Source organism: Massilia sp. 9I (assembly GCF_902506415.1).
In the GTDB taxonomy this organism is placed as follows: domain Bacteria; phylum Pseudomonadota; class Gammaproteobacteria; order Burkholderiales; family Burkholderiaceae_D; genus Telluria.
Map to the genome: position 1 here is coordinate 4,654,036 of NZ_LR733275.1, position 14,970 is coordinate 4,669,005.

The 14,970-nt window shown below is 61.4% G+C and carries 11 protein-coding genes; all 11 read right to left on the reverse strand.

Going from position 1 to position 14,970, the window contains the following annotated elements; genetic code table 11:
- Window positions 1–3 precede the first annotated feature (3 nt).
- Complete coding sequence (gene lspA, locus GV068_RS20765) at window positions 4–531, reverse strand: signal peptidase II (RefSeq protein WP_159705337.1); 528 nt, start codon at window positions 529–531, stop codon at window positions 4–6.
- Window positions 532–611: 80 nt separating this feature from the next.
- Window positions 612–3,518, reverse strand: coding sequence for an isoleucine--tRNA ligase (gene ileS, locus GV068_RS20770; RefSeq protein ID WP_201303324.1), 2,907 nt, complete (start codon window positions 3,516–3,518; stop codon window positions 612–614).
- A 99-nt stretch (window positions 3,519–3,617) separates the two neighbouring features.
- The gene (locus GV068_RS20775) at window positions 3,618–4,589 is read right to left on the reverse strand and encodes a bifunctional riboflavin kinase/FAD synthetase (RefSeq protein WP_159702310.1); all 972 of its coding nucleotides are present in this window, start codon (window positions 4,587–4,589) and stop codon (window positions 3,618–3,620) included.
- Between the two features lie 197 nt (window positions 4,590–4,786).
- Window positions 4,787–6,016 (reverse strand): lipopolysaccharide assembly protein LapB, encoded by a 1,230-nt coding sequence (locus tag GV068_RS20780; protein WP_159702313.1) that lies wholly within the window; start codon window positions 6,014–6,016, stop codon window positions 4,787–4,789.
- A gap of 68 nt (window positions 6,017–6,084) precedes the next feature.
- Entirely contained in the window at window positions 6,085–6,516 is a 432-nt protein-coding gene (locus GV068_RS20785) for a biopolymer transporter ExbD (RefSeq protein ID WP_201303325.1), read from the reverse strand.
- 81 nt (window positions 6,517–6,597) lie between these two features.
- A complete protein-coding gene (locus GV068_RS20790; protein WP_159702316.1) occupies window positions 6,598–7,026 on the reverse strand; it encodes a biopolymer transporter ExbD in 429 nt (142 codons plus the stop codon).
- A 2-nt stretch (window positions 7,027–7,028) separates the two neighbouring features.
- Complete coding sequence (locus tag GV068_RS20795) at window positions 7,029–7,961, reverse strand: MotA/TolQ/ExbB proton channel family protein (RefSeq protein ID WP_201303326.1); 933 nt, start codon at window positions 7,959–7,961, stop codon at window positions 7,029–7,031.
- Window positions 7,962–8,046: 85 nt separating this feature from the next.
- Complete coding sequence (locus GV068_RS20800) at window positions 8,047–8,706, reverse strand: energy transducer TonB (RefSeq protein ID WP_159702319.1); 660 nt, start codon at window positions 8,704–8,706, stop codon at window positions 8,047–8,049.
- Between the two features lie 855 nt (window positions 8,707–9,561).
- Window positions 9,562–11,085, reverse strand: a complete 1,524-nt coding sequence (locus tag GV068_RS20805; protein WP_159702322.1) for a SpoVR family protein — start codon at window positions 11,083–11,085, stop codon at window positions 9,562–9,564.
- A gap of 19 nt (window positions 11,086–11,104) precedes the next feature.
- A complete protein-coding gene (locus GV068_RS20810; RefSeq protein WP_159702325.1) occupies window positions 11,105–12,376 on the reverse strand; it encodes a YeaH/YhbH family protein in 1,272 nt (423 codons plus the stop codon).
- 134 nt (window positions 12,377–12,510) lie between these two features.
- Entirely contained in the window at window positions 12,511–14,433 is a 1,923-nt protein-coding gene (locus tag GV068_RS20815) for a PrkA family serine protein kinase (RefSeq protein WP_159702328.1), read from the reverse strand.
- Window positions 14,434–14,970: the final 537 nt, after the last annotated feature.

Consider the following 14,970-nt stretch of genomic DNA (forward strand, 5'->3'; position numbering starts at 1 on the left):
TGGTCAGGATTTGTTCACGCGCCGCAGCTCGTCGACGATGAACAGGAAGGCGCCGACCGAGATGCCGATGTCGGCGATGTTAAAGGCAGGGAAGTGGCCCACGCCCTTCCAGTAGAAATCGAGGAAGTCGATCACGTGGCCGTAGGCCAGGCGGTCGATCACGTTGCCGATGGCGCCGCCCATGATCAGGGCCAGCGCGAAGCAGAACAGGCGCTGGGTGGCGTGCTTCTTCATCAGGTACAGGATGAAGCCGACGGCGGCGATCGCGATGCCGGTGAAGAAGTAGCGCTGCCAGCCGCCGGCGTCGCCCAGGAAGCTGAAGGCTGCGCCCGGGTTGTAGACCTTGATCAGGTTAAAGAAGCTTGTTACCGGCAGCGTCTCGCCGTAGGCGAAGCTACGCTCGACGGTGAGCTTGGTGACCTGGTCGAGCAGGATCACCAGCACGGCGATGCCGAACCAGGGCAGCAGGCTGGCGGAAGACTTGTAGACCGGCTTGGCGCCCGGCGATGCGGTTTTCTTTTTAGTGGCCATGGTAGAGGTGGTGGTGCCCGCCATGCCGCGCTTGATCTCCTGAGCGCGGCATGGCGGTAGGACCCCGCGAGGGGATGTCGTCAGGCGAAGCGGCGCTTTTCGCCGCTGCCGAACAGGTTGCTGGTGCAGCGGCCGCACAGGCCTGGATGCGCGTGGTCGTGGCCGACGTCGCGGCGGTAGTGCCAGCAGCGCTCGCACTTTTCCGCGTCCGACGGGGTCACGTTCACCGCTTCGTTGGCGGCGTCCGCCGCCTGCTCGACCGTCGCCTGCGAGGTGATGAACACGAACTTCAGGTCATCGTCGAGGCTGGACAGCAGCGCGTACTTCTCGCCGGCGGCCTTGATCGCCAGCTCCGCCTGCAGCGAGGAGCCGATGGCGCCCGAGGCGCGCACTTCTTCCAGCTGCTTGGTGACATCGGCGCGTACTTCGCGCAGCGCTGCGTACTTGGCCAGCAGCGCTTCTGCGTCCGGCTGCTGCGGGAAGCTCCACAGGGTCTGGGTGAAGATGGTCTCGTCGGACTCCTGGAAGTTCTGCTGGCCCGCGAACACGGCCCAGGCCTCCTCGGCGGTGAAGGACAGGATCGGCGCCATTACGCGCAGCAGGCTGTGCGCGATGTGCCACAGCGCGGTCTGGGCCGAACGGCGCGCCAGCGAGTCCACGCCCGTGGTGTACAGGCGGTCCTTCAGGATGTCGAGGTAGAAGCCGCCCAGGTCTTCCGAGCAGAAGTTCTGCAGGCGCGCCACCACCGGGTGGAATTCGTAGCGCTCGAAATGCGCTGCGATGTCGCGCTGCAGCTTCTCGGTCTCGGCCAGCGCGTAGCGGTCGATCTCGAACATCTCGGCCAGCGGCACGGCGTTCGTCACCGGATCGAAGTCCGAGGTGTTCGCCAACAGGAAGCGCAGGGTGTTGCGGATGCGGCGATACGATTCGGTCACACGCTTGAGGATCTCTTCGCCGATCGACAGCTCGCCCGTGTAGTCGGTCGAGGCCACCCACAGGCGCAGGATGTCGGCGCCGAGCGTATCGGAGATCTTCTGCGGCGCCAGGGTGTTACCCAGCGACTTGGACATCTTCTTGCCGTTCTCGTCGACGGTGAAGCCGTGGGTCAGCAGCGCCTTGTAGGGCGGACGGCCGTTGAGCATCGAGGAGGTCAGCAGCGACGAGTGGAACCAGCCGCGGTGCTGGTCCGAACCTTCCAGGTAGAGGTCGGCCGGGAAGGCGGATTGCTCCTTGTGCGAGCCGCGCAGCACAGTCTGGTGGGTCGAGCCGGAGTCGAACCACACGTCCAGCGTGTCCTTGTTCTTCTCGTAGGTGGCGGCGTCCGCGCCCAGCAGGGTGGCCGGGTCGAGGTTTTGCCAGGCGTCGATGCCGTTCTGTTCGATCAGCTTGGCGACCTGCTCCAGCAGCTCGGGAGTGCGCGGGTGCAGTTCGCCAGTCTCCTTGTGGATGAAGAAGGCCATCGGCACGCCCCACTGGCGCTGGCGCGACAGGGTCCAGTCCGGACGGTTGGCGATCATGCCCTGCAGGCGCGCCTGGCCCCAGTCCGGGAAAAACTGGGTCTCGGCGATGCCGGCCAGCGCGGTTTCGCGCAGGGTCGGTCCGCCATCTTTCGGGGTGACGTCCATGCCGGCGAACCACTGGCTGGTGGCGCGGTACACGATCGGGGTCTTGTGGCGCCAGCAGTGCATGTAGCTGTGGTCGAACATCTTCAGTTCGAACAGCGCGCCCGCGCCGCGCAGGGCTTCGCAGATCGGCTTGGAAGCTTCCCAGATGGTGAGGCCGCCAAACAGCGGCAGGGTCGAAGTGAAGCGGCCGTCGCCCATGACGGGTTTCAGGATCTCGTCGTCCTTCATGCCGTGCGCTTTGCAGGACTGGAAGTCTTCCAGGCCGTAGGCCGGCGCCGAGTGGACCACGCCGGTGCCGCTGTCGACCGTGACGTAGTCGGCCAGGTAGACCGGCGACGTGCGGTCGTAGAACGGATCCTGCGCATGCAGCGGGTGCTTGAAGCGCAGGCCGTCCAGCTTCTCGCCCAGGGTGGTGGCGATGACGCTGCCTTCCAGCTTGTAGCGCTGCAGGGTGGCTTCGACCAGGTCCTGCGCCAGGATCAGCAGCAGCGGCTGGCCGTCGCGTTCGGCCTGCACCAGCGCGTAGGTGACTTCCGGATTGACGTTCAGCGCCTGGTTCGACGGGATGGTCCACGGGGTGGTGGTCCAGATCACGATGAAGCCGTTCGTGCTCGGCAGCGAAGGCAGGCCGAAGGCAGCCGCCACTTTCTCGGGTTCCGCGAACGGGAAGCCGACGTCGATCGCCGGGTCGCGCTTGTCCTGGTATTCCACTTCCGCTTCGGCCAGGGCCGAGCCGCAGTCGAAGCACCAGTTGACGGGCTTCAGGCCGCGGTAGACGTAGCCTTTTTCCAGCAACTTGCCGAGCGCGCGCAGTTCGTCGGCCTCGTTACCGTAGGCCATGGTCATGTAGGGGTTTTCCCATTCGCCCAGCACGCCCAGGCGGATGAAGCCGGCGCGCTGGCGGTCGATCTGCTCGAGCGCGTAGGCGCGGGCTTTCTGCAGCACCTCGGCGGTCGGCAGGTTCTTGCCGTACAGTTTTTCGATCTGGATCTCGATCGGCATGCCGTGGCAGTCCCAGCCCGGTACGTAGGGCGCGTCGAAGCCGGCCATGGTGCGCGATTTGACGACCATGTCCTTCAGGATCTTGTTGACGGCGTGGCCCAGGTGGATGTCACCGTTCGCGTACGGCGGACCGTCGTGCAAGATGAACTTCGGACGGCCGGCGCTCGCCTTGCGGATGCGCTGGTAGATCTTCTTGTCCTGCCATTGCTTGACCCAGCCCGGCTCGCGCTTGGCGAGGTCGCCGCGCATCGGGAAAGGGGTGTCGGTCATATTGACCGGGTATTTGCTCTCTGGCTTCTTGGCGGCTTTCTGATTGCCGTTCTGGACTGCGCCGTTATTCATTGATTTGGTATCGGACATAAGCTCTTCTCAAGGGGATTCCATGTGGCCGCGGTGGACTGCCGGCCGTATGCGGTGGCTGCATGCGCCGGCCGCGCTGCAAGGCGCGGCGGACGCGTGTCAAATTCGATCGGTCGCCGTCAGGGCGCCGTTGCGGTGCGTGAAGTAGGCGCGTGCCTGCGCGGCGTCGCGTTCGATCGCGGCGGTGAGGGTGGGCAGGTCGACGTATTTTTCCTCGTCGCGCAGCTTGGCGAGGAATTCGACCCGCACCAGCTTGCCGTAGGACGGCTGCGCGTAATCGAACACGTGCACTTCCAGCAGCATGCGGCCGGCGTCTTCCACGGTCGGGCGCACGCCCAGGCTGGCGACCGCCGGTAGCGGCGAGTCCGCCAGGCCGTGCACCTGCACCACGAAGATGCCGGCCAGGGCGGGGCGGTGCGCCACGCGCAGGTTCAGGGTCGGGAAGCCCAGCGTGCGGCCGAGCTTCTGGCCGTGGATCACGTGGCCGGACATGGTGTAGGGGTGGCCGAGCAGTTGCTGGGTGGCGCGGAAGTCGCCCGCAGCCAGCGCTTCGCGCACGGCCGAGGACGAGATGCGGCGTTCGCCCAGCATCACGGCCTTCAGGGTCTCGACCTGGAAACCGTATTCGCGGCCGGCTTCCTGCAGCATGGCGATGTCGCCCGCACGGCGGGCGCCGAAGCGGAAGTCGTCGCCTACCATCAGCCATTTGACGTGCAGGCCCTCGACCAGCACGCGTTCGATGAAATCCTGCGGCGACTGGGACGCGAAGTGTTCGTTGAAGTGTTCGACGATGACGCGGTCGATGCCGGCATGGGACAGGTCGCCCAGCTTGTCGCGCAGGTTGGCGATGCGGGCCGGGGCCTTGGACAGGTCGTTTGCGCGGCGGGCAAAATACTCGCGCGGATGCGGTTCGAAGGTCATCACGGCGGCTTCGATCCCCAGTTCGGCGGCAGCGCCGCGCACGTGCGCCAACAATGCCTGGTGGCCGCGGTGGACACCGTCAAAGTTGCCGATCGTGAGGGCGCATGGTGCACGCGCCCTGTCGTTGGGAAGTCCGCGAAATACCTTCATCAATGTTCCAAATGCGCAGCCGGCCGCTCCGGCGCGAAATACCTGATTATACGGTAACTCGCATGTTGCACAGCAACGATGCCCCAGAGTAGGGCGGGGACTCGCGAGAATGCCGGACACCGATGTGGTGCCGCAATAAAAAACGCCGCCTGCGAACAGGCGGCGTTTGACGTTTCGATGAAGTTCGAAGCGTCGTCTTAGCCCGAGATCGGGCGATTGATCGCCATGATCCAGTAGCGAGCCAGGTCGGCGGTGCCGTCCTTGCCCGAGACGCCCTTCAGCGTGCTGATGGCCTGCTGCTTCTTGCCGGCCGCGGCGTAGGCTTCGCCCAGGCGCAGCTTGGCTTCTTCAGCGTACTTCAGGCCGCCAGCCTTGACGGCCGATTCCATCATCTTCAGACCCTTGTCGGCCTGGCCAGCCTGCACCAGCGCGTAGCCCAGGCCCACCAGCGCGTCGTTGTCCTTGGCAGCCGTGTATTCGGCTTCGAGGGCGGCGACGGCCTTGTTCTGCTCGGCCATGTTCTTGTCGGCCAGGTCCTTCAGACGCTTGTGGCGTTCGGCATCGGCGCCGGTACCCAGTGCGCCGGCCTTGTAGCCCTTGTCGATGACCTTCAGCGCTTCGGCCGGGGCTTTCGCCTGCAGCACCAGCTGGGCCATTTCCATGAACTCGCTCGGCTTCTTCATCAGGTTGTTGGCGAGCTTGAGGCGGTACACGTCCACCATCAGGCGGCCGGAGAAGCCAGGCTTGCCCTGCACGCGGTTCAGCAGGTCGTTCCAGTACTGTGCCTTCGGATAGCTGGCGGCCAGCTTCTCGATGGTGTCGACATAGCCCGACTTGTCGTTCTTCTTCAGCTGGATGTTCGCCAGCATGCCGAGTTCGTCTTCGGACAGGCGGCCGTTCTTTTCGGCGACGCGCAGTTCCTGCTCGAGCGCGGCGACATTGCCCTGCTTGTAGTAGTTCTGCAGCAGGTAGGCGCGCAGCTTCGGATCGTTACCCTTTTGCAGCAGCTTCTTGATGGTCTCGTTTGCCTTGTTCAGGTCGCCTGCGCGCATGTAGATGCCGACCAGGCCTTCCGAGAACTGCGAACGCTCGCCGGCGCTCAGCTTGCCCGAATCGAGCAGGGCTTCAAAGGATTTGGCAGCGGTGCCCCAATCGCCGGCCGAGGAGGCCGCCGAGGCGCGCACGCGCTCGATCAGGAAGCGCTCGTCGTCGGTTTTCGCAGCTTTGTCCGCGTCGCGCAGGGCGGCCAGTGCGCCCTTGGCGTTACCCGATTTCATCAGCGTCTGCGCTTGTTGCAGCGGCTTGCCGACTTCCGGACGCAGGGAGACCGCGGCGTGCACAGGTGCCAGGCCGATGACCGGCAGGGCGGCGGTGAAGCCGAGGGCGGCCAGTGCCAGGCCAAGGTGTGCGAGACGGAATTTAATCATCTGAAAACATCCTTCTTCAAAATGGACACGGCAGGGAAACCCTGCCGTGTTGGTCATACATGGATCGATTACTGGAACTGCTCGTTACCGACCATGCCGATCTTGGTGACACCGAGACGCTGGGCGGTTGCCATGACACCGGCGACCACCTTGTACTCGACCAGCTTGTTCGGACGCAGGTGCACTTCCGGCTGGTCAGGCATTGCTGCCACAGCATTCATCTTGGCTTCCAGGCTCGCACGATCCGGGACAACCTGGCCATCCCACAGGATGGTGCCGTCGAAGTCCACGTCAATCGTCACGACCACCGGCTGGGTGGTCTGCGGCGGCGGGGTGCCGACCGGCATGTTCAGATTGACCGAGTGGTCTTGCTTCGGAATCGTGATAATCATCATGATGATGAGAACGAGCAGGACGTCGATCAACGGCGTCATGTTCATTTCCATCATCGGTTCTGGATCAGCTCCTTTAGCGGAGCCTGAACCTACGTTCATGCCCATGGTGTTTCCTTTTCAAATGTTGGGGTCACGGACGCGATATCAAGGTCTTCCGTAGAAAACCCCGATATCGCGGACAGGACGTTAGCCCTTGTCAGGCGGTTCGATGATGAAACCGACCTTCTGAATCCCAGCACGCTGAGCCGTGTAGATCACGCGGCCGACAGCTTCGTAACGCGACGCTTGGTCACCACGAACCTTTACGGCCGGCTGCGGCTGCTTCACCGACTGCTCCGCGAGGAACTTGAACAGCTCGTCCGTGTTCGCGATGCGCGTCTGGTTGTAGTACATCTCGCCATCTTTGTTGATGGTGATGTTGACGTCTTCCGGCTTGGACTTGGTGACCTGGTTCGTTTCTGCAGGCAGGTTCACTTTCTGCAGATTCAGAACCACCGGGCTGGTGATCAGGAAGATGATCAGAAGAACCAACATGATGTCGACTAGCGGCGTCGTGTTGATCTCTGACATCACGGCATCTTCATCTCCGGAATCGGAGCCGACACTCATCGACATGATTAACCAGCCTTCTTGGCACCAGCAGCTGCGTTCGAGGTCGACATGGCACCCGAGATCAGGACCGAGTGAACGTCAGCCGAGAACGAACGGATGTCTTCCATGACCGACTTGTTACGACGAACCAGCCAGTTGTAACCCAGAACCGCCGGGACTGCCACGAACAGACCGAATGCGGTCATGATCAGTGCTTCACCCACCGGGCCTGCCACTTTGTCGATCGATGCGTTACCCGACATACCGATGGCGGTCAGCGCGTTGTAGATGCCCCAGACGGTACCGAACAGGCCGATGAACGGCGAGGTCGAACCGACGGTTGCCAGGAACGACAGGCCATCTTGCAGACGCGACTGGACGCGGTCCACGGCGCGCTGGATCTGCATGGTCACCCAGGTCGACAGGTCGATCTGCTCGAGCAGGGCGCCGTCGTGGTGCTGGGTTGCCTTGGTGCCGGTTTCAGCGATGAAGCGGAACGGCGAGCCTTCTTTCAGCTGAGCCGAGCCAGCGGCGATCGACGGTGCTTTCCAGAACTTGGCCGAAGCTTCCTTCGACTGGCGCATGATCTTCTGCTGGTCGATCAGCTTGGTGATGATGATGTACCACGAACCCATCGACATCAGCGACAGGATGATGATGGTGCCTTTGTTGACGAAGTCGCCTTCTTCCCACATGGCTGCGAAGCCGTACGGGTTCTTGACTTCTTCGGTCGCGCCAGCGGCCGGAGCGGCAGCGTCGCCAGCCGGAGCGGCGGCTGCGTCGGCAGCCGGTGCAGCAGCTGCGTCGGCAGCCGGTGCTGCAGCCGCGTCAGCCGCCGGAGCAGCAGCGCCTGCGGCAGGTGCGTCAGCGAAGGCCGGTGCGGAGACCAGGGCCGATGCTGCCGATACCGAGAACAGGACAGCCGCCAGCATAGCGGACAAACGGGTATTCTTAAACATGCTTCCTCCAAAAATATAAAATAGACAGTTCGCTGAACTTAGTAACAACGAAAATCATAGTGTTGAGACGGTGTTCTGTCTCGGTTTATTCCAGCGTCCAGACGTACTGCACCGCTGTCCAACCTTCTTTCGGCTGACCATCGACGATGGCCGGCTTGAATCGGCATTTGCTCAGAGCCGCCTGTGCTGCGCGGTCCAGATCACGGAAGCCACTCGACTTCTGCAGCTTGGATTCCTTCACGCCGCCATCGGCGCCGATCAGGAACTGCAGGGTGGTGGTGCCGGTTTCTTCGTTACGCTGCGACGAACGCGGATATTCCGGACGCGAGCAGGTATTGAAGTCGACCACTGCCTGGGTGACGCTTGGACCGCGCGGTGCTGCCGGCGGGGCCGGCGGCGCCGGAGGAGCCGGAGGAGCCAGCGAGGTGGTCGGCGGCGGCGTATTGGTTGCAGTGGTGATCGCGTTCTGCGGCGGCGGCGGCGTCTGCACCTGCACTTCGACCGGCGGGATGAACGGCGGTGGCGGAGCCTTCATCTCTGGCGGTGGTGGCGGCGGCGGCGTTTCCGGCGGTGGCGGCGGCTTCACCTCTTCGATCAGTTTCGTTTCCACAGCCTCGGCCACCTTGCTCACGATGCGGGTACCCAGGCCATTGATGACGGCCCAAGCAACCAGAACGTGCAACAGGATAACAATGGCGAGGCCGGTGAAATTCCTACCCGGTTGCTTATCATGCGTAAAATTCATGCCATCTTTCTCCAATACCAACTCTTTTTTGTTGCCACTAAACCCACTAAACACGACAAAAACCTAGGGCCGCATCCGGGACATCAAAGAATTATACCTACGAATTCTTTTTTGAGGAGACATTTTTACACCGCCAAAAGGGGTCTAAACTGCCTCTAAAAACGCCCAAACGAGCTCATCTATACAAGCTTGGCACCGGGGTGTGCGTGGTCCAGAAAGCAGGGGTGATTTGTAATTTTGTGTAGTGCGTGTCCTCCATCTGTGGATCATCAGGCATGGATGTCGGTTTTGCCAAATATTTCATGCCAAAACAGCTAAATGGCAAATTTCATATACCAGTTTGTGGATCTTTTTACAAACTATAGCCAGTTTCTCGGAAGCCCCGCGTCCTGTTGAGCAGCGCATCGCAACCCGTTTTCCCTCTCCAGCCCATAGCTGAAACTCATGGGAGAAACGCGTCTTGATATGCTTCAGTTGTGCTTCTGTCAACCGAACGCGAGATATCTGCTTCTCATGCATGGCAAAACTACACGGAAATGAGCGATTTGAACAGTGCGTTCGCGCACCGACGCGCAAAAAAATTACGTGGCACTGGTCATTTAAATGGGGGAGGGGTGGCAAAACATGCGGCTAGGCATGGAAGCTAGTGCTGCGGACGGTAGGTAAGTGCGGTGCGCAACTGCATGTGGACATATGCCACGGCCGAGTAGCGGCCTGCCAGTGTAGCGCGGTCGTAGAAAAAAAGGAACTCCGCACGCGACGCGTGAGGGAGACCGGTCGGCTAGTGGCCGGGCAGACAGCCTGGCGGGTGGCCGGGCGGGCGCCGCTCGGCCTGGGGAATGCGCCCGGCCCGGTTCAGCGGCCGCGTTTCTCGCGCCTGCACTCCAGGAAGCTGACCACGTGGCCGCTCGGGTCCACGGTTTCGAGGCGCACGTCGAAGCCCCAGAGGCGGGCGACGTGCTTCAGCACTTCCTGGGCCTGCTGGTTCAGCGGGCGGCGGTTGAACTGGGTATGACGCAGGGTCAGGGCGCGGTCGTCCCGGGTATTGACCTGCCAGACCTGGATGTTCGGTTCGCGGCTGCCGATGTTGTACTGGTCGGCCAGCTTGTGGCGCACGTAGCGGTAGCCCTGCTCGTCATGGATCGCCGAGATCGTCAGCTTGTCGCTGCGGTCGTCGTCGAGCACGGCGAAGAAGTGGAACTCGCGGATCAGCTTGGGCGAGAGGTACTGGGCGATGAAGCTCTCGTCCTTGAAATTGCGCATTGCAAAGTCCAGGGTCTTGAGCCAGTCGCTGCCGGCGATGTCCGGGAACCATTGGCGGTCTTCATCGGTCGGGTCTTCGCAAATGCGCCGAATGTCGGTCATCATCGCGAAACCGAGCGCGTACGGATTGATACCGCTGTAATACGGACTGGTCGCCGGCGGCTGGTAGACGACATTCGTATGGCTCTGCAGGAACTCCAGCATGAAGCCATCGCCGACGATGCCTTCTTTATAGAGGTCTTGCAGGATGGTGTAATGCCAGAAGGTGGCCCAGCCTTCGTTCATCACCTGGGTCTGGCGCTGCGGATAGAAATACTGCGAGATCTTGCGGGTGATTCGGACCAGCTCGCGCTGCCAGGGTTCCAGCAGCGGCGCATACTTTTCAATAAAGTAGAGCAGGTTTTCTTCCGGCTCGGGCGGAAAGCGCATCGGCGCCGCACTGGCGACCTGTTCCTCGCGTAGCGGCAGCGTGCGCCAGATTTCGTTCACCTGCGACTGGGCGTATTCCTCACGTTCCTTCTGGCGCGCGGTCTCTTGCGCCACCGACAGCTTGGCCGGGCGCTTGTAGCGGTCCACGCCATAGTTTTGCAGCGCATGGCAGGAATCGAGCAGTTCTTCCACCGCATCGATGCCGTAACGCTGTTCGCACTCGGCAATATAGTTCTTCGCAAACACCATGTAGTCGACGATGGCGTCGGCATCGGTCCAGGTGCGGAACAGATAGTTGCCCTTGAAGAAGGAATTGTGCCCGTAGGCAGCATGGGCGATCACCAGCGCCTGCATCGTCAGGCTGTTTTCCTCCATCAGGTAGGCGATGCAGGGATTCGAGTTGATGACGATCTCGTAGGCCAGGCCCATCTGGCCGCGCTTGTAGCTCTTCTCGGTGCTCAGGAAGTGCTTGCCGAAAGACCAGTGGTTGTACGACACCGGCATGCCGACGGACGTGTAGGCGTCCATCATCTGTTCGGCGGTGATGATCTCGAGCTGGTTGGGGTAGGTGTCCAGGCCGTAGCGCTTGGCCACCCGCTTGATTTCCTCGTGCGCCTGTTCGATCAGGTCGAAGGTCCATTCCGACTGGTCAGGCAGGGCGCGCGGGTTGTTCGGGTCTCTTGGCATGGCGGGCCTCCGTTGTTGGTCACCGGGGCTGTTTCTTGAACAGCTCGCGGAAGACCGGGTAGATGTCGGCCGGGGTGACGATCTTCTGCATCGCGAAGTTCTTGTGGTTGTCGGCCACCTCGCAATACTGTTCCCACAGGTTCTGCGGCGGGCCGTCGGTGATCTCGACGTAGGTGTAGTACTGGACCCGCGGCATGATCGCGTTGGTCAGGATCTGCCTGCACAGCACCGAGTCGTTGTCCCAGTTGTCGCCGTCCGAGGCCTGGGCCACGTAGGCGTTCCAGTCGGCGCTGCCGTAGCGTTCGGTGAGCACCTTCTGCAGCAGGTGCAGGGCCGAGGACACGACGGTGCCGCCCGATTCGCGCGAGTGGAAGAACTCGTTCTCGTCGACCTCGGCCGCGGCCGTGTGGTGGCGGATGAAGACGACTTCGATCTTTTCGTAGACGCGCTTGAGGAAGAGGTAGAGCAGGATGAAGAAGCGCTTGGCGGTGTCCTTGCGCGTTTCGTCCATCGAGCCCGACACGTCCATGATGCAGAACATCACGGCCGAGGTGCTCGGCTTGGGCACCTTGATCCGGTTCGAATAGCGCAGGTCGAAGGGGTCGATGAAGGGAATCGCGTTCAGGCGGATGTGCAGGTGGTGGATCTTGTCCTTGAGTTCGATCACTTGCTCATCATCGGAAGGCGCGCCTTCGTCGAACAGGGCTTGCAGCGCTTCCTCGGCTTCTTTCAGCTGGCGCTTGGCGGGGCCGCCGACCGCGATGCGGCGTCCCAGTGCACCGCGCAGCGAACGCAGCACGTGGATATTGGAGGGCGTGCCGGACACGTTGTAGCCGGCGCGCTGGTTCTTGAATTCGATGGTCTGCGTGAGCTGCGTCTTGATCATGTTCGGCAGCTCAAGATCCTCGAAGAAATAATTCATGAATTCTTCGCGCGACAGCTCGAAGATGAAATCGTCCTCGACGGTCTGGTCACTGTTGCCGGCGCGCCCGCGTCCCGAGCCGCCACCGCCGCTGCGCGGACGGTTGAACTGGTCGCCTTTCTGGTATTCGGTATTGCCCGGGTTGACGGTTTCCCAGACGCCTCCGTGGGCGTGGCCAAAGTGGGGTTCGTTCACGTCCTTGACGGGGATCGTGACTTTTTCGCCGTTCTCGATATCGGTGATCGAGCGGCCTTTGATCGCGCGGCCGACCGCATCCTTGATCTGCGCCTTGTAACGGCGCAGGAAGCGTTCGCGGTTGACCGCGGACTTGTTCTTGCCCTGCAAGCGACGGTCAATAAGGTAAGTCAAACTAACCTCCTGTGGTGGCACGAAGTGCCGCCAGTACTTTGCGGGTGGGCTGGCGGCATCTCGATGCATCCATCTTAATACGCAGCGCAATTACGCGTACGGCGCACGCCTCATTTCGCGGCGCGGTGCCCTTGTCAGGAGGACTTCCTCACGCGCAGGTACCATTCGCACAGCAGCCGCACCTGTTTCGGCGTATACCCTTTCTCGACCATGCGGGCCACGAAGTCGGCATGCTTGTTAGCATCCTCGGCGCTCGCTTTCGCATTGAAGGAAATGACAGGCAGGAGTTCTTCGGTGTTCGAGAACATCTTCTTCTCGATCACGCTACGGAATTTCTCGTAGCTGGTCCAGGCCGGATTCTTGCCGGCGTTGGTGGCCCGCGCACGCAGGCTGAAGTTGACGATCTCGTTGCGGAAATCCTTCGGATTCGAAATGCCGGCCGGCTTCTCGATCTTCTCGAGTTCGGCGTTGAGCGATTCGCGGTCGAAGCTCTCGCCGGTGTCCGGGTCGCGGAATTCCTGGTCCTGGATCCAGAAGTCGGCGAAGGTCACGTAACGGTCGAAAATGTTCTGGCCGTATTCCGAATAGCTTTCCAGGTAAGCGGTCTGGATTTCCTTGCCGATGAAATCGACGTAGCGCTGCGCCAGGTGTTCCTTGATATAGGACATGTAGCGCTGCTCGGTCTCCGGTGGGAACTGCTCGCGTTCGATCTGCTGCTCGAGCACGTAGAGCAGGTGCACCGGATTGGCCGCCACTTCGGTATTGTCGAAGTTGAAGACCTTGGACAGGATCTTGAAGGCGAAGCGGGTCGACAGGCCATTCATGCCTTCGTCCACGCCCGCGTAGTCGACGTATTCGTGCATCGACTTGGCCTTGGGATCAGTGTCCTTCAGGTTCTCGCCGTCGTACACCAGCATCTTGGAATAGACGCTCGAGTTCTCCGGATCCTTCAGGCGCGACAGAATCGCGAACTGCGCCATCATGCGCAGCGTGCCGGGCGCGCAGGGCGCCTTGTCGAGCGAGGAGTTGTGGAGCAGCTTGTCGTAGATCTTGATCTCGTCGGACACGCGCAGGCAGTAAGGCACCTTGACGATGTAGATACGGTCGAGGAATGCCTCGTTGTTGCGGTTGTTGCGGAAGGTCTTCCACTCGGATTCGTTCGAGTGCGCCAGCACGATGCCTTCGAAAGGAATCGCGCCGAAGCCCTCGGTACCCTTGTAGTTGCCTTCCTGCGTGGCCGTCAGCAGCGGGTGCAGCACCTTGATCGGCGCCTTGAACATCTCGACGAATTCCATCAGGCCCTGGTTGGCCAGGCACAGGCCGCCGGAGTAGCTGTAGGCGTCCGGATCGTCCTGGGCGTAATCCTCGAGCTTGCGGATGTCGACCTTGCCGACCAGCGAGGAAATGTCCTGGTTGTTTTCGTCGCCCGGCTCGGTCTTGGCGATCGCCACCTGTTTCAGGATCGACGGGTAGCGCTTGACCACGCGAAACTTGTTGATGTCGCCGCCGAACTCGTGCAGGCGCTTCACGGCCCAGGGGCTCGGGATGGTGCGCAGGTAGCGGCGCGGGATGCCGTAGTCTTCTTCCAGGATGGTGCCGTCTTCTTCTTCGTTGAACAGGCCGAGCGGCGATTCGTTCACCGGCGAGCCCTTGATGGCATAGAAGGGGACCTGCTCCATCAGGTGTTTCAGCTTTTCCGCGATCGAAGACTTGCCGCCGCCGACCGGGCCCAGCAGGTAGAGGATCTGCTTGCGTTCTTCCAGCCCCTGGGCCGCATGGCGGAAGTAGGAGACGACCTGTTCGATCACTTCTTCCATGCCGTAGAACTCGCGGAAGGCTGGATAGATCTTGATCACTTTATTGGCGAAGATGCGCGACAGGCGCGGGTCGAGTCGGGTATCGACCAGGGTGGGTTCGCCGATGGCCGCCAGCATGCGCTCCGGCGCGCTGGCATAGGTCAGTGGGTCTTTCTTGCACAGTTGAAGGAACTCCGTCATGGAGTATTCCTCTTCCCGGGTACGCTCATAACGGGCGGTGTAGTTGTCAAAGATGCTCATTTCGAATGTCCTTTAATGTGCGAACAACGATCACGTCATGGCAGCCGACTGTGCAGGGCTGCCTCAGGCCCCGGTCTCTTTTATGGCGTACTCCTTGTGGGTCGCCGCATGCGGAACCGGGTTGGCCGGCGCCGGAAATGCTGGCGATTTTCTTGTTGTGGTCCCGGTGAGGTCCTGATCGGCCCTGCCGGTCTCCCGTTGCTTGGAGAGCGTCTTTTTTGCGTTTGTGAAATTTATTATGTGCCTATTAGTTCCCGAAGTCAAAGCAGTGTCGTGCGTGCAGGTAATGCATATGCAAGTGCTTGAATCGAATAAGAAAAACGCGATTTCGAGCGGCTTCCGCGGCCCCTTCGAAACGTGTTCCGGAACAGCCTTTGACGTGGTGTTGAAGCGGTCGATTCGGGCCGCTTCAGGCTGCCTGAATATCAACAGGTGTGATCCGATAGTGCACGATATGCTCAAGCTGTGGCGCACGCGTACTGTCAATACCGCCTGGCCTGAATCGGACCATTTCGCCTATGGCGCAAGGCCTTGGCG